We start from the raw sequence: 22365 nt of genomic DNA on the forward strand, positions 1-22365 counted from the left end.
ACGAGGTCGGGCATGACGATGGACATGTCCCGTTACCTGGGCCTCTTCATCTCGGAGGCCACCGAGCACCTCGAGGCGCTCGGCAGGGACCTGGTACAGCTCGAACGTGAGGGTTCCTCGAGCGCGGTGGACTCGATGTTCCGCCACGCCCACTCCGTGAAGGGCATGGCGTCGTCGATGGGCTTCGAGCCCATCGCGATTCTGGCGCACCGGGTGGAGGACCTGGTGGACGCCGTGCGGCAGGACCGGAGCCGGCTGGACCGGGACCTGGTGGACCTGCTGCTGAGCGCCTCGGACATGCTGCTGGCGCAGGTGCGCGCCGTGGCCGAGGGACGTCCTCCGGACGAGGCCGCCCCGCTCCTGGCGCAGCTCGCCGCCCGTGTCACCACGATGACGGGCCACGCCCCCACCGCCACGCGCGTCGCGAAGGTGACCGTGCTCAAGCCGGAGGGCTCCGACGGTGGGGACTCCTCGGGCGGCTCGGGCGGTGGTTCCAGCTCGGGCTCGACGGGGGGGGGCTCCGGCGCGGGTGGTTCGGGCGCGGGTGGCGCGGGCGCGGCGGGCAGTGGCGCGGGCAGCTCCGGCTCGACGAGCGGCACCGATGAGGGGGCGGGTTCACCGAGCGGTTCAGGCTCGACGGGCGGAGCGGGCGATGGCTCGGGCTCCCCGGGTGGAGCGAACGGCGCGGGTTCCGGCGGTACGAACCCGACTGGCGGTTCACCGGGCGGCGAGGGGCCAGGTCACGGTTCACCGGGCGGTCCGGCCTCGGCGTCCGGTGCTGCTCCCGGCACATCCTCCCCATCGAACGGCGCCACGGGCACGAGCGGCGCGGACCTCGGCCCCCAGTCTTCAGTCCCTCCCCGACTGACCTCGCTGGACCCCGGTGTCGGCGGTGTGCGCGAGGTGCTCGGCATTGGCGGGCCCGCGTCCTCCACACACGGCAACGCGTCCACCGGAACTCCGCCCGGACTCTCCGACGCGGGCGTGAATGACCTGGGCACGGCGCTCAAGGCGGCCTCCGCCGCGACGCTGCCCGGCGAGCGCCCCGAGGGGAGCACTCAGCGTTGGGCGGTGCGGCTGCGCATCTCCCCCACGTGCCAGGTGCCCGGCGTGCGCGCCTTCCTGGTGCACAAGCGGCTCACCACGCTGGGCACGCTGGTGGACCTGCGGCCCGCGCTCGAGGAGCTCAAGGCTGGACGCATCCCGGACGGCTACATCCAGCTGGAGCTGGAGACGTCCGTGGGCGAGGCGGGCATCCAGCAGTCGCTCAAGAACGTGGCCGAGGTGGATGTCGTCTCGGTGAAGCCCGCGGTGGCCGTCCCCGTCCCCGTGGTCGCTCCGGCGTCGGTGGCGGAGGCGGGGCGCGGCGTGGGCGCGGACTCCTCGTCGCGCACGGTGCGCGTGCGCACGGAGCTGCTCGACTACTTCCTCGACACGGTGGGTGAGCTGATGCTCGCCACGGCGCGCCTGCGCGAGGTGGGCAAGGTGCTGCCGGAGAACGTGCGCCCCGCGCTGGAGGAGGGCGTCTACCGGCTGCACACGCTGGTGAAGGACCTGCACGACAAGGTGATGACGGCGCGCATGACGCCGCTGTCGCTCATCACCGACCGGCTCCCCCGCGCGGCGCGCGACATCGCCCGGCGCAAGGAGCGCGAGGTCGACCTGGTCATCACCGGCGCCGAAATCGAGCTGGACCGCGCCATCCTCGACGAGCTGGCGGACCCGCTGCTGCACCTGCTCCGCAACTGCATCGACCACGGCCTGGAGTCACCCGAGGAGCGCGTCACCGCGAAGAAGGGCCCGCGCGGACGCGTGCTGGTGGCCGTCAAGCGCGCCCGGGACCGCGTCATCATCGAGCTGGAGGACGACGGCCGCGGCATGAACCCCGCGAAGCTGAAGGCCGCGGCGGTGGCGCGAGGGCTGCTCACCCCGGAGGCCGCCGCGCGGATGACGGACCGCGAGGCCTTCATGCTGTCGTGCCTGCCGGGCGTGTCCACGGCCAAGGACGTGACGGACATCTCCGGCCGAGGCGTGGGCATGGACGCCGTCAAGCGCGTGGTGGAGAGCGTGGGTGGCACGCTCGAAATCGACAGCGAGGCGGGCCGGGGCACGCGCTTCACGCTGCGGCTGCCGCTGACGGTGGCGGTGGTGCACCTGCTGCTCGTGGAGGTGGGCGAGGAGGTCTTCGGCCTGCCCATCGCCAAGGTGGTGGGCGCCACGGAGGCGGACAGCGACGCGCTCAGCCGCAGCCGCGAGACGGCGCTCCTGCCGCATGGCAACTCGCTGTTGCCCGTGCACGCGCTGGACTCGCTCGTCGGCGTGCCGGCGCCGGGCCTGCGCGGGGTGCGGCCCTTCGTGGTGATGGAGGGGGACTCCGGACGGGTGGCGCTGGGTGTGGACCGGCTGCTCGGCCAGGAGGAAGTGGTGCTCAAGCCGCTGTCGCGGCCGCTGGACCTGTTGCCCGGCCTCTCCGGGGTGACCATCCTCGGCAGTGGCCGTCCGGTCTTCATCCTGGATGTTCCGAGGTTACTGTCCGCGTGAGCCTGCCTTCTCCCAGCGATGCTCAGCTCGATGCCCTGCGCGAGGTGGCCAACATCGGCTGCGGCCATGCGGCCAACGCGCTCTCCCGGCTCATGGGTGGACGTCAGGTGGACCTGTCCGTCCCCCGCGTGGTGCTCACCGGCCCCGAGGACGCCGCGGGGTTGTTGGGGGGAGATTCACCCGCGGTGGCCGCCTGGCTCGCCATCACCGGGGCCTTGCGGGGCGTGCTGATGCTGGCCCTGCCGGCCTCGGATGCCCAGTCGCTGGAGACGCTGCTGCTCGGCGCGCAGGAGTGCGGGCAGGCCGAGCGCGACAGCGCGGTGTCGGAGGCGGCGAACATCGTCGCGAGCGCGTGCCTGTCCGCCATCGGCAAGCTGACGTCCTGGCGGCTGATGCCATCGGTGCCCACGCTGCGGCGGGCGAGCGCTCGCGAGCTGGTGGGCGCGGCGGTGGGGCAGGTGGAGGGAGACCCCGGCCGAGTGGTGGTGCTGGAGGCGCGCTTCATGGCGGCGGCCACGCCCCCGGTGAGCGGGCAGCTGTTGCTGGTGCTGGAGCGGGACAGCTCCCGGGCGCTCCTGGCGCGGCTGGGCGTGTAGCCCGTTTCGGAGTACAGGGGCGCCATGGATGAGAAGGCGCTGAAGCAGCTGCTGGGGAGCGTGAAGTCGGGCCGCGTCTCGGTGGATGACGCCGTGGGCAAGCTCAAGGACCTGCCCTTCGCGGAGCTGGGGTACGCGACGCTCGACACCCACCGCAACCTGCGCTTCGGCTTCCCGGAGGTGGTGCTGGGAGAGCCCAAGACGGTGGAGCAGCTGTTGGGCATCGTCGGCGCGCTGGTGGAGCGCAAGCAGACGGTGCTGGTGACGCGGCTGCAGCCGGACAAGGCGGAGGCGCTGGTGGCGCGCTTCCCCAAGGGCCTGTACCACCCGGTGGCGCGCATCTTCCATCTCAAGCAGGGCAAGGTGCGCGCGGGCCGCGTGGCCATCGTCACCGCGGGCACCAGCGACATCCCCGTGGCGGAGGAGGCCGCGGTGACGGCCGAGGCCCTGGGCGCGGAGGTGCGCCGCGTCTACGACGTGGGCGTGGCGGGCATCCACCGGCTCTTGCGGCGTCGGGAGGAGATTCAGGAGTGCCACGCCGCGGTGGTGGTGGCGGGCATGGAGGGCGCGCTGGCGAGCGCGTTGGGCGGGCTGGTGGGCATCCCCATCGTCGCGGTGCCCACGTCGGTGGGCTACGGCGCCAACTTCAAGGGCGTGTCCGCGCTGCTGGCGATGGTGAACTCGTGCGCCTCCAACGTGGCGACGGTGAACATCGACAACGGCTTCGGCGGGGGCTTCTACGCCGCGCTCGTCTCGCGCACGAAGGGGCGGCGGTGAGCGGCGTGCGACGCATCCTCTACCTGGAGCCGGTGGGCGGCATCGCCGGGGACATGTTCCTGGCGGCGGGCATCGACCTGGGGCTGGAGCCCGCGGCGATTGAAGCGGCGCTGCGAGGGTTGAGCGTCCCGGGTTGGAAGCTGGCGGTGAGCCGCGCGGTGCGCCACGCCATCAGCGGCACGCACCTGGACGTGGTGTTGGACGCGCGCGAGGCGCACCCGCACCGCGCCTACGCGGACATCCGTCGCCTCATCGAGTCCGCGTCCACGCTGCCTGCGCGCGCGAAGGAGCGGGCGCTCGCGGTGTTCCGCGCGATTGGCGAGGCCGAGGCGAAGGTGCACGGCGTCTCCATCGACGACATCCACTTCCACGAAGTGGGCGCCGTGGACTCCATCGTCGACATCTGCGGCGCGGCGGTGGTGCTGGAGCTGCTGGGTGACCCGGAGGTCCACGCGGCGCCTCCTCCGTTGGGCAGCGGCTCCATCCGCGTGGCGCACGGCATGATGCCCATCCCCGTGCCGGCCACGCTGGAGCTGCTGCGCGACGTGCCCGTGCGCTTCGAGGGCGTGGGCGAGCTGACCACGCCCACCGGCGCCGCGCTGCTCAAGGTGCTCACGCGCATCGGCCACCCGCCCGACTTCATCGTCGAGAAGGTGGGCTACGGCGTGGGCACGAAGGACTTCCGGGACCGGCCCAACGTGCTGCGCGCGTCGCTGGGGCGGCTGGAGGACTCGCGCACCGAGGGCCTGTGGGTGGTGGAGGCGAACCTGGACGACGCCACGCCGCAGCTGTTGGGGCACCTGCTGGAGCGGCTGCTCGCCGTGGGCGCGCTGGATGCGTGGGTGGCGCCCGTCGTGATGAAGAAGAGCCGCCCGGGCCACCTCTTGAGCGCGCTGGTGGAGGGCGGCCTGCGCGACACCGTGGTGGACCTGCTCCTGCGCGAGTCCACGTCCCTGGGCGTGCGCTACCACCGCGTCGAGCGTCAGGCTTTGGCTCGCGACTGGGTGGAGGTGGAGACGCCGTGGGGCCGCGTCCGCGTGAAGCGGGGCCTGCGCGATGGCGCCGTCCTCAACGCGCATCCGGAGTTCGAGGACTGCCGCCGCGTCGCCGAGGCCGCGGGTGTCCCCGTGAAGCAGGTGGTGGCCGCCGCGCTGGTGGCGCTCGGCCTGCCCTCCTGACGTGCTTCACCCCGCGTCCAGATGACGGATGAACGCCGGACCCTGGTCATGCGAAAACATTTCGAGTAGAATGTTTTCAGCAGAGGGGGAAATTACATGACAGATGCAATCCGCAGGAGCCTGGGTCCTATCATCCGCACCGTGGCGAACGCCACCGTCCAGAAGGCGGTGCCGCCCGCGATGCAGCCGGCGGCCAAGGCGGCGGTGGACTTCGCCGTGTCCTCGTTCGAGCAGGGCAAGCCCGCGCGGGCGCCCGTGGCGCTGAACGTCATGCCGCCGCCGACGGTGATTCTCGCCAACCCGGCCGTCGTCACGCCTCCCACGAAGAACACCGCCGCCACCCCGGTCTCTGGCACCCAGGGGGATGGTCAGGTGCAGCCGGGGGACAAGCTGGCGGTGGCCGCGGATGGGGACACGTTGAACCTCCGCCCGGAGGCGGGGACGACCCAGAAGCCCAAGGGCAGCTTCCCCACGGGCGCGCGGCTGGAGGTGGCCACGCCGCCGGGTGGGGGCTCGTCGGAGCAGAACGGCTTCGTCTACGTGAGCGGGCCTGGAGGGGAGACGGGCTGGGTGAGCGCCCAGTACACGCGGGAGCTGACGGCGGAGGAGGCCGCGCAGCCGGCGAGCACCGGGGGCACGACGACGCCGGCCGCCGCCGCGTACCAGAGCGTCTTCGTCGACCAGTTCGCCGCCGAGAAGGAGGTGGGGGGTGACGCCAGCAACGCCAACTGCGGACCCTCCTCCACGTTGACGGCGCTGCTCAACGAGGGGCTCGAGATTCCGGACATCCCGGGCATCGAGCACAACGGCACCACGGGCGCGGATGTGCAGGCGGTGCGCTACTGGGGCAACCACGCGGATGACTCGGGCAGCGACGGCGTCTACACGAAGGAGGACGGGACGCTGGCGTACTCGTTGGATGGGAAGGGCAACGAGAACTCCACGTTCACCGGCTTCACGGACGTGGCGAACGCGGTGGCCGCGGCGGGTGGGACGACGGCGAACGTGGCCGCGAACTCGACGGCCATCATGACGGCCATCGACAACGGCAGCACCGTGGTCATCTCCGGCACCTTCGTGGAGACGAAGAAGGCCCCGGAGGGGACGCCCGAGGCGCTGGTGAACCCGGAGAACGGGAACCTCTACGTCGACAGCGATGGGGACGGCGCGCCGGACCTGAAGAATGGCGTGCCCAACGAGTGGCACCAGAAGGCGGACACGTGGAAGGGCCAGCACGGCTCCACCATGCACCTGGTCGCCGTGGTGGGCAGGACGCCCGAGGGCAACTTCATCGTCTGCGACCCCGCGCACACGAAGCCGACGGCGAGCCCCATCGAGCTGACGCCCTCGGAGCTGGATGCCTTCATGCGGGGCAACGCGGGCGCCATCGCCGTCAATGGGGCGAGCACCTCGGAGACCGAGACTCCCAGCGCGTAGTCGTCGTGCGCGCGCGACCGCTTCCTCGGCTCGAAGAGGGAGCGGTCCGCGCGAACGCAGCGACGGCCTGGGCGCGTGACAACCGCGCGCGGTGCCTTGCTGGCTCGACGAGGACGCCTTCGGCTCGAGGGTCGTCGCAGCGGGCGCGCTTTTCCTCCGGCTCGAAGAGGGAGTCGAGGGGGCGCCTTCGGCTCGCCGCTACGCCCGGGGGGACGGTCGCGGGCGCGTTTCTTCTCCGGCTCGAAGCGGGAGCGCTCAGCGCAGGCGCCAACGGTGACGCAACGCCGACCTGGGCACGAACAGCAGCACGAAGACGATGAGCAGCCACGCGCCCACCACGCGGGTGTTGCCCGTCCCGAAGCGCATCAAGCCCGCGCACACGCCGACCCAGCCCGCCACCGCGAGGCACCTCGTGAGCGTGTTGGGCAAGAGCGCCAGCAGCCCCGTGCCCACGGTGGAGTGCCGCGCGAAGATGCGCCAGCCTCGGTAGGACTGCTCCTCGGCGCGCAGCTTCTCCAGCAGATACGCATAGCGCTCCGAGTCCGCGCGGCGCTCCTGCTCCAATCGCTCGAGTGCGCCCTGGCGCTCCTCGCCCTGCTCCCGGACGCGCGCCTCTCGTCGCTCCACCGCGAGCTTCGCCCGGTGCTCCAGCTGCTGCGCCGTCCCCAGGTCCGCGCCGCACTGCTGACAGAGCTTCGCGAAGCGACCGTTGTCGGAATCGCAGACGGCGCAGCGTGGGAAGTCCCAGGCCTCCTCCAGGCTCGCGGCGCGCGGCTCCAGCACCACCGGGGCCTCCGCCTTGAAGCGCTCCAGGTGGGCCTCGGGGACGTCACCCTGGGGCAGCGCGCCGCGCTCGGCGATGTCCTCGAAGCGGCGGCCACCGCCGTGGAGCTGGGAGGGCTGCTCGCGCCGGGTGCGCTCACCCCGGTCCTTCTCCAGGTGCAGGAAGCGCGACAGCTTGGGACTCATGGCGCCCTCTCGACCCGTGCGCCCGCGGAAGAGGCCGGCCGCGTGCGTCCCTTGGCCCAGTCGCGCAGTCGGCGAATCTCATCCCGCATCGTCACCGACAGCGGGAAGGTGTCCCGGAGCGTGCGCACCAGGTGCTGTTGCGCCAGCTCGCTGTTCTCCGCGAAGGCCTCGTACAGGCCCGCCACCACCACCTGCTCGATCTCGGCGCCGCTGAAGCCCTGCGTGAGCGTGGCCAGCTCCACCACGTCGAAGTTCGAGGGCTCGCGCTTCCGGCGCCGCAGGTGGATGCGGAAGATGTCCTCTCGCTCGGCCTGCTCGGGCAGGTCGATGAAGAAGATCTCGTCGAAGCGGCCCTTGCGCAGCACCTCCGGCGGCAGGCCCTCGATGCGGTTGGCGGTGGCCACCACGAACACGGGCGCCGTCTTCTCCTGGAGCCACGTGAGCAGCGTGCCGAAGACGCGCGCGGACACGCCGCTGTCCGCGGTGCTCGACGAGGCCACGCCCGACAGCCCCTTCTCGATTTCGTCCACCCACAGCACCACCGGCGCCACGCCCTCCGCCACGCGGATGGCCTTGCGCAGGTTCTCCTCGGACGAGCCGATGAGTCCGCTGAAGATGCGGCCCATGTCCAGTCGCAGGAGCGGCAGGTTCCAGTGCGCGCTGATGGCCTTCGCGGTGAGGCTCTTGCCGCAGCCCTGCACGCCGAGCAGCAGCAACCCGCGAGGCTCGGGGAGGCCGAACTGTCGGGCCCGCTCGCCGAAGGCCGCGGTGCGCTGGCTCAGCCACGCCTTGAGGTACTCCAGGCCGCCCACGTTCCCCAGGGACTCCTCGGGCGGGTAGTACTCGAGCAGCCCGCTCTTGCGAATCACCTGACGCTTCTCGTCCTGGATGCGCTTGATGTCCTCGGGGCCCAGCTTACCGTCATGCGCGATGGCCTTGGCGAACGCGTTCTCGGCCTCCGACATCGTCAGCCCGAGCGCGGCCTTGATGAGCTGGTCGGCGTGCTCACGCGACAGGTCGATGGTGGCCTTGTTCGTGCGGCGCACCACCGCGACGATCTCCCGCAGGAGCTGGAGCAAGTCGTTGTACCCGGGCATGGGCACATCGATGACGGAGACCTCCTTCTCCAGCTCCACGGGGATGAGCAGCGTGGGCGACAGGAGGATGACGGTGGTGAAGGTGCTCTTGAGGAAGTGTGACAGCTCCCTCAGGGCGCGCACGACGCCCTTCTCTTCCAGGTAGGGATGGAAGTCCTTGAGGACCACCAGCGCGGGCTCGCCCAGCTTCTCGATGGCGGCCATCGCGTCGATGGGGTTGCGCGTGTCGTCTGGCAGGGGCGCGGTGCGCGTGGTGCCCGAGGCGCGCAGGCCCTTGGTGATGGACCACTGGAACAGCGCCTTGCCGTGCGCGCGCGCCAGCTCCGCGAGGATGGCGTCCACGCGGTGCTCCTCCCACGACACCAGGTAGAGCAGCGGGTAGCGGGCCCGCACGAGGATGTCGAGCTCCTCGAGCCACGGCTCGGCGGGACGGTGGGCGTTGGCGCTGCCGGGGGCGGGGGACGACATTCCCCCGCTACTCTAGTGGGCCCCTTCGCCAGACGAAAACGAGGGGCCCCTGCAATGGCTTGCGTCCGACAGGGTTTCGACGCGACGGGTTACGTGGGGCGGGTGAGGGTGAAGCCCGCCCCGGCGGGGTCCGTCACGATGCAGAAGCGTCCGAAGGGTGAGTCCGTGGGAGGGACATGGACGTGGCCGCCCAGTCGTTTGACCTGCTCGGCCGCTCCGTCGGTGTCGGCGACGGCGAAGTAGTTCATCCAGTGGGGCGGGAGGTCCTTGGGCCACATGGGGCCCATCTGGAGTACGCCGGCCACGGGAGTACCGCCGTGGTGGAGGGCCCAGTAGTCCATGCCGTCCAGCTTGCGGGGCTCCAGGCCGAAGAGGGCGGCGTAGAAGTCCTTCGCGCGGACGCCGTCACGGGTGTTCACCTCGTGCCAGGTCATGCTGCCGGGCTCGCGGACCACCTGCGCTCCCGGGTGCTTGCCGGATTGCCAGAGATTGAAGCCCGCGCCAGTGGGGTCCACGCAGGACGCGAACGTCCCCAGGCCCGAGGCGTCCGTGGGAGGTACCACCAGCCTGCCTCCAAGCTCCACGACACGCGCGGCGAGAGCCTTCGTGTCCGCGGCCTCGAAGGAGAGCGCCCAGTACGCACGGCCAGGCGCGGCGGGGTCCTTCAAGCTCATGCCCGCGACGTTGCGGCCGCCGAGCTGGCACATCGTGTAGTGGAAGTCCTCCTTCGGGCCAACGAGGAACTGCCAGCCGAAGAGCTCGCCGTAGAAGTGGCGGGCGCCCTCGAGGTCGGGCGTGCTCAGGTCCACCCAGGTGGGCGTCCCCGCGGCGTGGTGGTCGATGGATGGCATGGGGTGTTTCCTCGGGTGGATGGGAGTGCTGGCCTCTTCCGAGGCTAGTCATTCGAGGCGCGAGGGGAAGCTCGTTCGTGTGCCACCGGGGCGCGACGGCCCTCGGCGTCGGAGCGGAGCGCCGCCGCGAGGACCTCTTGGACGAGGGCTCCGTCATCGAGGGTGGCGAGCCCGTCGCGAGGCGAGTGACCTCGCAGTCCGAGGAACCGGCGCGCGGTCTCCACGTGGGCCTGGGCCCAGGGTTCGAGCTGTCCGGGGTGGGGCTCGGCGCCGGGGGCGACGTCTCTCCAGCCGCCGTGCTCGAAGCCTCGGATGGAGGAGATGCACCAGCCCTCACGTGACGGCACATAGCCCGCGGAGAAGCCGACCTCCCAGTCCTGGCCGAGCAGGCTCCAGCCTCCGTGGATTCCTGGCTCAGCACAGGCGGCGTGCGTGAGGATGAGCACCGCGCCATTGGAGAGCCCGACGTGCAGCGCGGCGGTGTGGATGGGGCGCCCGGAGAGCGTCGCCTGTACCCACAGCGGCGTCGCGTCCGTCAGCCACAGCGCGGCGTCGAGCACGTGGGACAGGCCGCCCCAGTCTCCCGAGGCGTCCTCGAGGTTGGATTCATGGCGCGTGACGAAGCCGGTGCGGAGCGTGACGACGAGGTGCTGCACCTTGCGTCCCTCGAGCCAGGACTTCAGCGCGCGCAGGGGTGGCAGCATGCGGTAGGGGAAATTGACGGCGCTGGGGCTTGAGAGCTCACGAGCGCGGCGAACGATGAGCCGAGCATCCTCGACGGTGCGTGTGAGGGGCTTCTCGCACAGCACCGCGCGCCCGGCTTCGAGTGCCGCGAGCAGGTGCGGTGCATGCAGTGCATCGGGGCTCGCGACCACCACGGCGTCCACGGCGGCGCACAGTTCATGGACCTCCGCGGTGGCGAAGGGAATTCCCTCACGTTCGGCCACCGCGCGCGTGGACTCTGGGGAGCGGCCACAGAGCGCCACCACCTGCGCGCCCGCCGCGCGGAACGCCCCCACGTGCATGAGTCCCCACCGGGTGCCGATGATGCCGATGCGCGTCGTCATGCGGCGCAGCCTGCCAGAGATTTCCGGTGTGCTGGCTCGCGAGTGACTCGGTGGCGCCTCCCGTGTCTGCGTGCCAGGTGACGCGTCGTCGGCGGGTGCAACCCACCAGCGCTGGCGCGAGCGCGACCCGGCGACGCTGCTTCCGTCTCCGTGCCATGCTGCGCGGCGCCCGTCCTTCCCGAGTCCGGACATGACCGAGCAAAGGCCCCTCATGCAGCCCGCCGTCCCGCTCGATTCTCCCGCCGTCGACAGCGTCGCGCCGTTCTATCCGCCCGTGCGCGGCGCGCGTGCCGAAGCGCGCACCCCATTGCTGCTCGCGGCCGTGCTGGCGCCCATCCTCGTCGCCACGTTCTTCCTCAGCCCCGCCGGCAAGCTCAACTGGCTGCTGGAGGTGGGGCCGGGCCTCGTGGGCATGGGGGTGCTGGCCGCCACGTTCCGCCGCTTCCCGATGTCGCGCTGGGTCTACGTCTGCGTCTTCCTGCACATCCTCGTGCTGACCTACGGCGGCTACTACACCTACGCGCTCACGCCCCTGGGCAACTGGGTCCGCGACGCGCTGGAGCTGTCCCGCAATCCCTACGACCGGCTGGGGCACTTCGTGCAGGGCTTCTTCCCCGCGTTCATCATCCGCGAGGTGCTGCTGCGCTCCACGCCACTGCGGCGCGGAGGGTGGCTCAACTTCCTCACCGGCTCGGTGGCGCTGGCCATCAGCGCCTTCTACGAGCTGCTCGAGTGGTGGGCCGCGCTCGCGCTGGACCCGGCCGGCGGCGACGCGTTCCTCGGCACCCAGGGCGACATCTGGGATGCGCAGTGGGACATGTTCCTCGCCCTCTGCGGCGCCGTGCTGGCCATGCTCCTCTTCGGCCGCGCCCACCTGAAGAGCGTGGAGCGCCTGGTGACCCGCGCCCGAATCACATCCACTTGAGCGAGTAGCGCTGCATCCCCAATCGGGGCGTCGTCTTCGCCTCGGTGACAATCTTCCCGAAACCCATCAGGAAGCCCCGGAACGTCCCCAGGAGCAGCGGGGCCGGCAGGCGCGAGCCACTCTCCAGCTCCGCCGCCAGCGGCATGAAGGCCACCGTGCGCGCGCTGTCCGTCGAGGGCAGCCCCTTCACCAGCGAGCGCAGCACCGAGTCGAAGTCGCCGAACACCTTCTCCACCGAGTCGAAGCCCTTGGCCCGCGCCAACGGTAACGTGCGCATCCCCGAGCGCTGCGCGATGGCCTCCACCGCCCGGTCTCCCAGCGACTTGTGCAGCTCGCGCATGATGTGCACGTAGTCCTCCCACGCGTACCACGTGTCATCGCGCATGCCGTTGATGGTGCGCTGATGCGTGGGAAACCGCGACGCCGCCGCGGTCATCGAGCCGAGGATGGCCTTGAACCAGGCGCCCTGGATTTCGCCGGACATGGAGTGCTCCCCCTGATGTGGAGACACTCCACTTCCACGCCGCGCCCGGAGCCAGCCTCCGGCCTCCGCCTGCGTGCACGGCCCGACGCTCACGCGGCGCATCCGTCACCCGGTGGATGCTCCGCGCGTGCGCCGGATGACAGCCGCCCTCACACCGGCAGCCGCACCTGCACCCGCGTGTGTCCTGGCGCGGAGAGCACGCGCACGTCCCCGCCATGTCGCTCGATGATGCGCCGGCTGATGTCCAGGCCCAGCCCCGCCGCGTTCGGCTTCGTGCTGAAGAAGGGCTCGAAGATGCGCGGCATCAAGTCCCGCGGAATGCCGGGCCCGTCGTCCGCCACCTCCACCACCAGCCGCTGCGCCTCCGTCCACGAGCGCAGCCGCAGCGTGCCGCCCCGCTCACCCAGGGCCTCCAGCGCGTTGAGCACCAGCTGCGTCCACACCTCGTCGAGCGCGTGGGCCTCCGCCTGGAGCTTCGGCGCGTCCGCGGCGAACTGACGCTCGATGCGGACGTGGTCCCCCTCCAGCCGGTGGCGCAGCGCCGACAGCGCGCTCTCCAGGCCGTCGTGCACGTCCACCTCGGTGGTCTGCGCGCGGTCCATGAAGCTGTAGGCCTTCACGCCCTCCACCAGCGCGTGCACCCGCGCGCTGCCTCGCTCGACCTCCGCCAGCAGCACGTCGCCGCTCACCGCGGCCACCAACCAGGACAGCGTGTCGCGCAGCAGCGCCTCGCCCACGCGGCGCGCCACCGAGTCCAGCCAGGCCACATCCAACCCGGAGGCCACCAGCGCGGGCGCCACGTCCCACGCGTCCGCCATCCCGCGCAGCTCCAGCCACGAGCCAATCTCCTCCTCGCGCTGCGTCCGGGCGAGCGGCTCCAGCGCCGGCGTGGCCCGGGCGCGGTCGGCGGCCTCGCGCGGCAGGGCCAACAGGGCTCCGCGCTGCGCGGAGGACAGCCCGTGCTGCCCGAGCGCCATCGCCCGCGCGGACACCAGCCGCAGCGTGTCCCTCAGCCGCGACGCGCTCCGGTTCGCCGACGCCGCGGGGTTGCCCAGCTCCGGCGCGAGCCCCGCCACCATCTGCCCCGGCTTCAGCGCCAGCGGCTGCTGCGTGGACACCACCTCCTGCGGCTGGGTGCGCTGGGCCGCGACCTCCATCAGCCCCCGGCTCAAGGAGGGCGCCTGTCGCAGCAGCTCCCAGAAGGCGGCGGGCTCCAGCCTCAGCAGGCGCACGTCCGTCTGCGCGTGCCCGGTGGTGGGGTAGGGCGAGTTCAGGAAGAGGATGAGCTCCCCGAAGATGTCGCCCGCCTCCAGCGCGCCGGTGGGGGCGTCCTGGTCTCCCACGCGGCGGGACCACACCGTGCGTCCCTCGAGGATGACGGAGAGCCCGTCCGCCGGGTCACCCTGCGCGGCGACGCGAGCCCCCGCGGGGAAGTGGAGCTGCCGCCCGTGGCTGGCCACCCAGTGCAGTTGCTCGTCGCCCAGCCGGGAGAACAGCGGTACCCGGCGCAGCGCTGTGACGATGTCCTCGCTTCCCATGTCGCCCGGATGCTGCCTGGGTCGAAGGAAGGGTGTCCATCTCCACCTGCACCCCAGGCCCGGAATCGTCCGAACGCCCGGTGCGCGCATCGCCTACCCACCCACGGCCAGGGCAGGCAGGCACCGCCCGAGGGCCCATCCGGGAGGCGAACGGCGGAGCGCGGCGGACGGCGGGCGCGGAGGGTGGGGCGCACTGTTCGAGGGAACCTCGTCGAAAAGGAGCTTCCGCATGGAGCCGCACGTCGCTCCCCCACCGCGCCCCGACACCCCGGGTCCGGTGCCGCGTCCCACCCTGGCGAGCGCGGAGGACGGAGACTCGGCGGAGCGCTTCCTCGCGGAGCTGCGCAGCAGCACCCTCTTCTCAGAAGTGGACGCGGAGGAGGCCGAGCGCCTGCGCGCCGAGTCCACCCACCTGGAGCTCCAACCCCAGCAGTGGCTGGGCCACGAGGGAGAGCCCGCTTCCTTCTACCTCATCCTCGAGGGCGAGATTCGCATCACCAAGACGGTGGGCGGCGTGGAGACGCTCATCTCCGTGTTCCGCGCGGGCGACTTCTTCGGCGAGGTGCCGCTCCTGCTCGGCCAGTGCTTCCTCGCCAGCAGCCGCGCCCTCACGCACTGCCGGCTGTTGCGGCTGTCGCACCCGTCCTTCTGGCGGATGCTCGCGGACTGTCCCACGGCCAACCAGCGCATCCTGAGCAAGATGGCCGAGCGCATGAAGGCGCTCCAGTCCATCTCGCTGCAGCAGGAGAAGCTCGCCTCGCTCGGCACGCTCGCGGCGGGGCTGGCGCATGAGCTGAACAACCCCGTGTCCGCTGTCATGCGCGGCGTGCGCGCGCTCGGCGAACGTCTGCGCGAGCTGCCCTCGCTGGCCCTGTCCCTGGACTGCCGCACGTTGTCCGAGCCCCAGGTCCGCGCGCTGGAGGCCCGCGCTTCGGTGTCACCGGAGACGCTCAACCCGCTGGACAAGGGCGACGCGGAGGACGCGCTCGCGCGCTGGCTGGACGCGCGCGGCGTGGAGGAGGCCTGGGTGATGGCGCCGGACCTGGTGGAGTCCGGGTTGTCGCTCGAGAAGCTGGAGCACGAGCTGGCGTCGCTGTCGGGTGAGGTGCTGAAGGGCACGCTGCGCTGGGTGGCCGCGACGCGGGGCATCTCCGTGCTGCTCGACGAAGTGGGGCAGGCCGGAGGTCGCATCGCCTCGCTGGTGAACGCGGCCCGCGCGTACACGTACCTGGACGAGGCCCCGCTGCAGCGCGTGGACGTCCATGACGGCCTGGAGAGCACGCTGGCGGTGCTGGGCCACCGGCTGCGCGGTGTCCACGTGGTGCGCGAGTACGACCGGAGCCTGCCGCCCATCACCGCGTACGGCACGGAGCTCAACCAGGTGTGGACCAGCCTCATCGAGAACGCGACCGACGCCATCAAGGAGAACGGTGGCGGCACGCTGTGGCTGCGCACCCACCGGGACACGGACCACGTGGTGGTCGAGGTGGTGGACGACGGGCCCGGGATTCCCCCCGAGGTGCTGCCCCGCATCTTCGACCCGTTCTTCACCACGAAGGGCGTGGGCGAGGGCACGGGCCTGGGGCTGAGCATCACCCACCGCGTGGTGTCGCTGCTCCACCAGGGCGAGGTCATCGTCACCTCGCGCCCCGGCGAGACGCGCTTCCAGGTCCGGCTGCCCTTCGAGCTGGATGGCGCCTTCATCCCCGAGCCCGCGCGGCCTCGCGCGCCCTCGCCGCGTCAGCGTCCGGAGCCCGAGGAGCTGCGCGGCGCGTGAGCCTCACTTCAGGGGCAGTCGTATCTGGAAGGCGGTGCGGCCCGGCTTCGACTCCACGCGCACGTCGCCGTGGTGCCGGTCCACGACGACGCGGCGGATGATGTCCAGGCCCAGCCCGGTGCCTTGGCCCATGGGCTTGGTGGTGAAGAAGGGCTCCCAGATGCGCTCCAGCAGCTCCGGTGGGACGCCGGGCCCATCGTCCACCACCTCGACGAGGAGGGAGCCTTGGTCCTTCGCGGTGCGCACCGTGAGGTGGCCCTTGCCGCCCATGGCGTCGATGGCGTTGTCGACCAGGTTGGTCCACACGTGGTTCAGCATCCCGGGCAGCGCCTGCACGCGCGGGAGGCTCCGGTCGTACTCGCGCTTCACCTCGACGCCGTGCTTCAGCTTGTAGTTGAGCAGGAGCAGCGTGTTCTCCAGCCCCTCGTGGACGTCCACGGGCTCGGGCTGCTCCTTGCCCGCGTGGGTATAGGACTTCACCGCGCCCGCCAGCTCCGCCAGCCGCGTGGTGCTCTGCCGCACCTCCGCCAGCAGCGCGCGCGTGCGCACCAGGGCCTCCAACCACGCGAGCGCGTCCGGTATCGCCTCGGCGGGGAGGGCCTGGGTGAGCGGCTCCAACTGCGCCTCACCGATGCCCGCGTCCAACAACGTGGGCGACAAATCCCAGGCGTTCACCACGCCCTTCGCGTCCATCCACGTGGCCAGCGCGTCCTCGGCGTCACCGCGCGCCAGCGGGTCCATGTCCCGGGTGGCGCCCCGGCCCTGGCTCTGCCGACAGGTGCGCAGCAGCTGCTGTCGCTGGGCCTGCGTCAGACGCCACTGGTCGAGCGCCACCGACAGGTCCTCTTGCGAGTCCATGGCCTGGGTGAGCTGCTCGGTGGCGCGTCGGCCCGCGGAGGCCGGGTTGTTCATCTCGTGCGCGAGCCCCGCCGCGTGTCGTCCCAGCGCGGCCAGCTTCTCCTGGCGCAGCACGGTGTGCTCCAGGCACCGCAGTCGCTCCTGGGGCTGCTTCGGGTCCACGGACACGTCACACCTCGCTCAGGTACTGATGGATGAAGGAGATGGCGATGGAGCCCTCGCCCACGCCGGAGGCCACGCGCTTGATGGAGGCGTGGCGCACGTCCCCCGCGGCGAAGATGCCCGGCACGCTCGTCTCCAACAGGAAGGGCGCCCGCTCTGGCTTCCACCCCTTGGGCCGCTGCCCGGACGGCATCAGGTCCGGCCCGGTGAGGATGTAGCCGCGCTCGTCACGCGCCACCAGCCCGTCCAGCCACTCCGTCCTCGGCACCGCGCCAATCATCACGAACAGCGTGCTCGCGGGCACGGTGCGCTCGGGCTGTCCGCGCGTGGCGAGCGTGACGCGCTCCAGATGCGCGCCGCCCTCCACGCGCGTCACCTCCGTGTCCAGCAGCACCGTGACGTTGGGCAGCGAGCGCACCTGCTCGACGAGGTAATGGGACATGCCCTTCTCCAGCGAGTCCCCGCGCACGACGAGCGTCACCCGCTGGGCGAACTGCGCGAAGTAGAGCGCGGCCTGTCCGGCGGAGTTGGCGCCGCCGATGATGTAGACCTCCTCGTCCTTGCACGACAGCGCCTCCGTGCGCGACGAGCCGTAGTAGACGCCCGCCCCGGTGAGCGCCTCCATGCCGGGCGTGGAGAGCTTCTTCCACTGCACACCCATCGCGAGCAGCAGCGCGTGGCAGCTCAGCTCCGTGCCGTCCGCGAGCGTGACGATGCGGTACGGGTCCTCCACGCGCAGGTGGCTCACCTCCTGCGGCGTCAATATCTCCACCCCGAACCGCGCCGCCTGCGCCACCGCGCGCCGCGCCAGGTCCGAGCCGCTCAGCCCCGCGGGGAAGCCCAGGTAGTTCTCGATGCGCGAGCTGGTCCCCGCCTGTCCTCCCGGCGCGCTGCGCTCCACCATCACCGTGCCCAGCCCCTCGGACGCGCCATACACCGCGGCCGCCAGCCCCGCGGGGCCTCCGCCGATGATGACCAGGTCGTAGAAGGGCTTGGTCGCGCGCACCTTCAGGCCGATGCGCTCGGCGACCTCCAGCGTGGACGGGCCCATCAACCGCGTGCCGTCCGGGAAGAGCACCAGCGGCAGCTTCTCCACGGCGGCGCCTCCGGCCTGCGCGAGCAGCAGGCGGCCCTCGTCGCTGGCCTCCACGTCGAGCCACTGGTAGGGCACCTGGTTGCTGCCCAGGAAGTCGCGCAGCGCATGCGAGCGAGGGGCCCAGCGGTTGCCCAGCACGCGGAGGCCCTCGAACGTGGGCGGGTGGTGCGCCCACCACTCCTCCAGCAGGTCCGTCAGCACTGGATACAGGCGCTCCTCCGGTGGCTCCCACGGCTTGAGCAGGTAGTGGTCCAGCCGCACCTCGTTGATGGCGTGGATGGCGGCCTGCGTGTCCGCGTACGCGGTGAGCAGCACGCGCCGGGCCTCGTCGTAGATCGTCTTCGCCTGCTCCAGGAACTCCACGCCCGACATGCCCGGCATGCGCTGGTCCACGAGGAAGAGCGCCACCGGGTCGCCGCGCAGCCGCAGCTGGCGCACCGTCTCCAGCGCGGACTCTCCCCGGTCCGCGCTGAGCACCCGGTACTCGCGGCCGTACTGACGCCGCAAGTCGCGCTCCACCGCGCGAAGCACTTCCGTGTCGTCGTCCACCGCGAGGATGACGGGCTTGGCCATGCGCACGCTCCTCTGGGAAGGAGCGCATCGAGGCGGCTTCGCGCCCCAGGCGACGGGACGGGCGACGCGCGGAGTGCTCGGAGGGCGGGCGTCAGTGGGCGGGGTTCGAGGGGCCGTGCACCCCGCCGCTCAGGGGCAGGTGGCCGCGTCGTTGTTGCCCGCCACCAGGTAGACGTTCCCCGGGCCGGTGTAGACGCGCTCGCCGAAGGCCTTCACCCGGCAGGAGGGGAGCTGGGGATTGCGCTGGATGGAGAAGTACCGGGACACCTGCTGCACCGCGGGCAGCCCCAGCTCCGACATGAGGGGGTTGTCGAGCAGCATCAGCGACTCGAGGGTGCGCAGCCCCTTCAGGTCCGCGAGGCTGGTCAGCGCGCTGTTCTGCTCCGAGGCCAGCCCCGTCAACCGCTCCACGCCCTCCAGCCCCGTCAGCGTCGTCAGCGCGGGGTTGTTGTAGAGGCTCAGCCACGACAGCATCCGCAGGGACTCCATGCCGCGCACGTCCACCAGGCGCGCGTGGGCCTCCAGCGAGAGGGTGCCTCGCATGCTCTGCAGTCGGGGCATGTTCCCCCACCACGCCAGCGCGTCGTTGCGCGAGAAGAAGATGCTCTCCACCTGCGCGAGCGCGCCCAGCCCGTTGCTGTCGACGAGCGCCGCGTTGAGCCGGACCTCCAGCGTCACGCCGATGGTGTGCAGCGACGCCAGCCCCGTCAGCGTGCGCAGCGCGGGGTTGTTCGTCACCTCCAGGTTCTTGCCGATGAACTCCAGCCGCGTGCCCTCGAGGGTGGTGAGGCGGGCGTTGTTCTCGATGAGCACGCTCTGCGCCACGCTCGTCAGGTTGGGCAGCGGCAGGAGCGCCAGCGCGGGGTTGTCCTTGATGCGCAGCGAGCCCGTCAGCGTCTGGATGGCGCGCAGCCCCTGGCCCTCGGACGTGTGGGAGAGTTGCGCGTTGTCCTCGAGGACGACGCCACTGCGTGGCACCACCGACTGGAGCCCGTCCAGGGTCTGGAGTCGGGGGTTGTGCGCCACCTCCAGGCTGGCGCCCACCCAGGAGAACTGCCCCGTCGCGCCCCCCACCGTCACCGACTCCAGCGCGACGTTGTTGAGCAGGCTCAGCCCCTGGCCGATGAAGCGCAGCCCGGGGAACTCCAGCCGCGTGAGGGACGTGTTGTCCTGCACGAAGAGCGCGCCGTCGACGACCTCCAGCGTGGCGAGCCGGATTTCGGAGACCTGCGTGTTGCCCGTTCGCACCTCGAGGCCGCCGCGGATGCGGGAGATGCCCTTCAGCACCGCCACGTCCACGGGTCCTCTGATGACGAAGGTGCCGTCGAACGTGTTCAGGTCGTCGCAGATGGGGGTCGAGGCGAGCACCTCTTCCTCGTCGAGCACGCCGTCGCCATCCAGGTCCGTGCCCGTGCTGACGCGGGTGCCCCCGGCCGCGCACGCCGGCTCCCAGGCGCGGGTGACGAGCAGGCGGGAGGTTTCCACGCAGACCTCCATGCTGGTGCGCACCTCGTCGTCGCCGAGCACGCCGTCGCCGTCCTCGTCGTGCCCCGCCTCGACCCGCGTGAGCACGGTGGGGGCCAGACAGACGCGAGGGGAGGGCGGGGGCGCTCGCGTGCGGGTGAGCAACTGGGCCTCGGCGACGTCGCGGCACGAGTACACCTCGCGGGCGACCTCCTCGGTGTCCAGCGTGTCGTTCTGGTTGAAGTCGTAGCCCGCGCGGGTGACCAGCCCGCCCCCCGGACAGCGCTCGCCCGGGGGCACCGGCTGCTGCTCCACCCGCATCTCGGCCTCGGAGCGGGCGCAGACGAGCGTGGAGCCCGTCACCTCCTCGTCGTCGAGCACGCCGTTGCGGTTGTCGTCGGTGCCCACGAGCACGTCGCGGCCTCCCAGCTCACACCGCGCGCCGGGCAGCTCCACGACCTCCCGGTTGAGCGCGGGCGGGTGGTCCATCAAGTCGCGGATGCTCAGGGCGTCACACCCCGCCGCGAGCGGCAGCAGGGCCAGCCAGGTCCACCTCATGGCGCGTCTTCTCCAGCGGCGGCCACGTGGGCCGCGACCGAATCTCCCACGGGGAGCAGGGGGGAGGAGCAGGGCGTCTGCTCGTCGTTGTCCTGGACCGTGCGCGCTTCCCCCAGGAAGGCGCGGTCGGCGAGCTGGTTCGCCAGACATGACGGCAGCGTCGGGTTGCCCTGGATGGTCAGCGTGGTGGTGACCTCCATCAGCCCGTCCAGGTCCAACGTCAGCAGCCGGCTGTTGTCCTGGATGTCCAGGTCCGTCACGGACAGGAGCCTGCGCAGGCCCGCCAGCGTCTGCAGGGAGGGATTCTCCCGCACCTCGAGCGAGCGAAGGCTCCGGATGTGCTCCAGGCCCGAGACATCCCACAGCAGGGCGTTCTTCGTGAGCTCCAGGTCGACGAGCGACTCCAGGTGCGGGAAGGCCCCCAGCCTCGCGAGCTTCGGGTTGTTGGACACCACCAACTGCCTGCCGATGGACTGGAGGGAGGAGAAGTCCGCGGCCTCCAGCCGAGGGTTGTTCATGAGCATCAGCGCGCCCACCTTCCGCAGCCCCAGCATCGGGTCGACGGAGTGGAGGGCGTCGTTGTTGCTCACCGAGAAGGTGTCGTGGACGCTGCGCAGCGTGGTCAACCCCGTCAGGCGGCTCAGCGAGGCGTTGCCGCTGATGTCGATGCTCTGCCCCACCTCCAGCAGCTCCGGGAAGCTCATCGTGGTCAACGCAGGGTTGGTCTGGATGCCCAGCGAGCCACCCACGAGCCAGAGGTTCTGGAACGGCAGCCGGCTGAGGCTCTGGTTGGAGCTGACGGCGAGGGACCCCTGGAGGCTCTCCAAATCCCACGGGACGAGGCTCTGCACCGAGTCGTTGTAGGCGAGGAAGAGGTCCTCACGGGGCCGCACGCTGCGCAGCCCGTCCAGGCTCACCAGCCGGGGGTTGTTCCACACCGACAGGCTGCGCTCCATCCACACCGGCTCGGGCTGCGTCGCCGCGCCGAAGCGCAGCACCTCGAGCCCCAGGTTGATGGAGATTTCCACCGAGTCGCCCACGAAGCGCAGCGCGTCCAGCTCCAGGCGCGTCAGCGTGGCGTTCTCCCTCACCGTCAGCCCGCCGGAGAGCTCCGCCAGCCGGGGCAGCACGAGCTGCTCCAGCGGCGTGCGGAAGAGGATGAGTGAGCCCTCGATGCGGAAGAGCGTCTTCAGGAGCGCGAAGTCCGCCTCGGTCGTCGGATAGAAGTCGCCGTCGAGGACGGGCGGCCCCCGGCACACGCGCCGGTGCTCGGTGACCTCCGTGTCCTGGAGGATGCCGTCGGCGTTCCCGTCCGTGCCGGAGTCCACCCGGTGTCCACCCGCCGCGCAGCGGCCGCCGACGGGCTCGGGCTCCAGCCGCGCCAGGATTCGCGTGGAGGGCTCACCGCAGTGCACCGCCACCGTCCTGCGCTCGATGGGGCCGAGCTGCCCGTCGCCATCCAGGTCCGGTCCCGCCTCCACCAGCGTGCCCTCGCCGACGCACGTGGGATGCCCCTGCGCGATTCCCCGCACCCGGACGTTCACCGGATACTCGCCCGCGCAGTCGAGCCGCTCGTGGGTGACCTCCTCGTCCTCCAGCTCGCTGTTGCGGTTCATGTCCAGACCGGAGCGCGTGCTCACGCCCCCGAGGGGACACGTGTCGGTGGGCTCCGCGGGACGTGCGCGCGTCAGCCAGGACAGCGGTGCACCGGCGCAGTTGTAGTGCTCCGAGACGACCTCGTTGCCCGTCAGCAGCCCGTCCTCGTTGTGGTCGATGCCGGTGAGCACCCGGTCCCCGCCGAACGGGCAGCGGCTGCCAGGAGGCTCGATGTCGAAGCGGGTCACCGGTGGGTAGCGCCAGGTGAGCTGCGACAGGTCGATTCCGTCGCAGCCGGCGAGCAGCAGGCTCAGCAGCGTCACTCCCAGACGTCGCATCATGAGGCCCCCTGA

At 71.4% G+C, this 22365-nt stretch carries 17 protein-coding genes; 7 read left to right on the plus strand and 10 right to left on the minus strand.

All coding sequences use genetic code 11. The features are described from left to right. Positions 1 to 12: 12 nt before the first annotated feature. From LXT21_RS11220 to LXT21_RS11240, 5 genes are all read left to right on the plus strand, one after another. A complete protein-coding gene (locus LXT21_RS11220) occupies positions 13 to 2541 on the plus strand; it encodes a chemotaxis protein CheA (RefSeq protein ID WP_254038104.1) in 2529 nt (842 codons plus the stop codon). Beyond that, positions 2538 to 3137 (plus strand): chemotaxis protein CheC, encoded by a 600-nt coding sequence (locus tag LXT21_RS11225; RefSeq protein WP_254038105.1) that lies wholly within the window; start codon positions 2538 to 2540, stop codon positions 3135 to 3137. The genes LXT21_RS11220 and LXT21_RS11225 overlap by 4 nt, the downstream gene beginning before the upstream one ends. Before the next feature lie 24 nt (positions 3138 to 3161). Continuing rightward, positions 3162 to 3914: a nickel pincer cofactor biosynthesis protein LarB gene (gene larB, locus LXT21_RS11230; protein ID WP_254038106.1), complete on the plus strand. Its 753-nt coding sequence runs from the start codon at positions 3162 to 3164 to the stop codon at positions 3912 to 3914. Between the two features lie 5 nt (positions 3915 to 3919). Then, positions 3920 to 5092, plus strand: a complete 1173-nt coding sequence (larC, locus tag LXT21_RS11235; RefSeq protein WP_254038537.1) for a nickel pincer cofactor biosynthesis protein LarC — start codon at positions 3920 to 3922, stop codon at positions 5090 to 5092. Between the two features lie 96 nt (positions 5093 to 5188). Beyond that, positions 5189 to 6529, plus strand: a complete 1341-nt coding sequence (locus tag LXT21_RS11240) for an SH3 domain-containing protein (RefSeq protein ID WP_254038107.1) — start codon at positions 5189 to 5191, stop codon at positions 6527 to 6529. Positions 6530 to 6784: 255 nt separating this feature from the next. Here LXT21_RS11240 and LXT21_RS11245 read toward each other — a convergent pair whose 3' ends face one another. From LXT21_RS11245 to LXT21_RS11260, 4 genes are all read right to left on the minus strand, one after another. Next, on the minus strand, positions 6785 to 7498 hold the full coding sequence (locus LXT21_RS11245; protein ID WP_254038108.1) for a hypothetical protein: 714 nt from the start codon (positions 7496 to 7498) through the stop codon (positions 6785 to 6787). Continuing rightward, complete coding sequence (locus LXT21_RS11250) at positions 7495 to 9063, minus strand: AAA family ATPase (protein ID WP_254038109.1); 1569 nt, start codon at positions 9061 to 9063, stop codon at positions 7495 to 7497. The genes LXT21_RS11245 and LXT21_RS11250 overlap by 4 nt, the downstream gene beginning before the upstream one ends. Positions 9064 to 9152: 89 nt before the next feature. After that, on the minus strand, positions 9153 to 9914 hold the full coding sequence (locus LXT21_RS11255; RefSeq protein ID WP_254038110.1) for a VOC family protein: 762 nt from the start codon (positions 9912 to 9914) through the stop codon (positions 9153 to 9155). A 44-nt stretch (positions 9915 to 9958) separates the two neighbouring features. Next, positions 9959 to 10981 carry a Gfo/Idh/MocA family protein gene (locus LXT21_RS11260; RefSeq protein ID WP_254038111.1) on the minus strand — a complete coding sequence of 341 codons (1023 nt, stop codon included), beginning with the start codon at positions 10979 to 10981 and terminating at the stop codon, positions 9959 to 9961. A 211-nt stretch (positions 10982 to 11192) separates the two neighbouring features. Between LXT21_RS11260 and LXT21_RS11265 the strand changes: the two genes are divergently transcribed. After that, complete coding sequence (locus tag LXT21_RS11265; protein WP_254038112.1) at positions 11193 to 11906, plus strand: DUF2238 domain-containing protein; 714 nt, start codon at positions 11193 to 11195, stop codon at positions 11904 to 11906. Here LXT21_RS11265 and LXT21_RS11270 read toward each other — a convergent pair. Next, entirely contained in the window at positions 11893 to 12390 is a 498-nt protein-coding gene (locus LXT21_RS11270; protein WP_254038113.1) for a hypothetical protein, read from the minus strand. The two genes, LXT21_RS11265 and LXT21_RS11270, sit on opposite strands and share 14 nt — an antisense overlap. A gap of 149 nt (positions 12391 to 12539) precedes the next feature. Next, complete coding sequence (locus LXT21_RS11275; RefSeq protein WP_254038114.1) at positions 12540 to 13928, minus strand: ATP-binding protein; 1389 nt, start codon at positions 13926 to 13928, stop codon at positions 12540 to 12542. A gap of 229 nt (positions 13929 to 14157) precedes the next feature. Between LXT21_RS11275 and LXT21_RS11280 the strand changes: the two genes are divergently transcribed. After that, positions 14158 to 15705: an ATP-binding protein gene (locus tag LXT21_RS11280; RefSeq protein ID WP_254038115.1), complete on the plus strand. Its 1548-nt coding sequence runs from the start codon at positions 14158 to 14160 to the stop codon at positions 15703 to 15705. A 3-nt stretch (positions 15706 to 15708) separates the two neighbouring features. Here LXT21_RS11280 and LXT21_RS45350 read toward each other — a convergent pair whose 3' ends face one another. The 4 genes from LXT21_RS45350 to LXT21_RS11300 form a co-directional block, all read right to left on the minus strand. After that, positions 15709 to 16731, minus strand: a complete 1023-nt coding sequence (locus LXT21_RS45350) for a sensor histidine kinase (RefSeq protein WP_254038116.1) — start codon at positions 16729 to 16731, stop codon at positions 15709 to 15711. 1 nt (position 16732) lies between these two features. After that, a complete protein-coding gene (locus LXT21_RS11290; protein WP_254038117.1) occupies positions 16733 to 18394 on the minus strand; it encodes an FAD-dependent oxidoreductase in 1662 nt (553 codons plus the stop codon). A gap of 129 nt (positions 18395 to 18523) precedes the next feature. Continuing rightward, positions 18524 to 20416, minus strand: coding sequence for a DUF7151 family protein (locus tag LXT21_RS11295; protein ID WP_254038118.1), 1893 nt, complete (start codon positions 20414 to 20416; stop codon positions 18524 to 18526). Continuing rightward, positions 20413 to 22353 (minus strand): DUF7151 family protein, encoded by a 1941-nt coding sequence (locus LXT21_RS11300; RefSeq protein ID WP_254038119.1) that lies wholly within the window; start codon positions 22351 to 22353, stop codon positions 20413 to 20415. The genes LXT21_RS11295 and LXT21_RS11300 overlap by 4 nt, the downstream gene beginning before the upstream one ends. Between the last annotated feature and the right edge of the window lie 12 nt (positions 22354 to 22365).

Source organism: Myxococcus guangdongensis, assembly GCF_024198255.1.
In the GTDB taxonomy this organism is placed as follows: domain Bacteria; phylum Myxococcota; class Myxococcia; order Myxococcales; family Myxococcaceae; genus Myxococcus; species Myxococcus guangdongensis.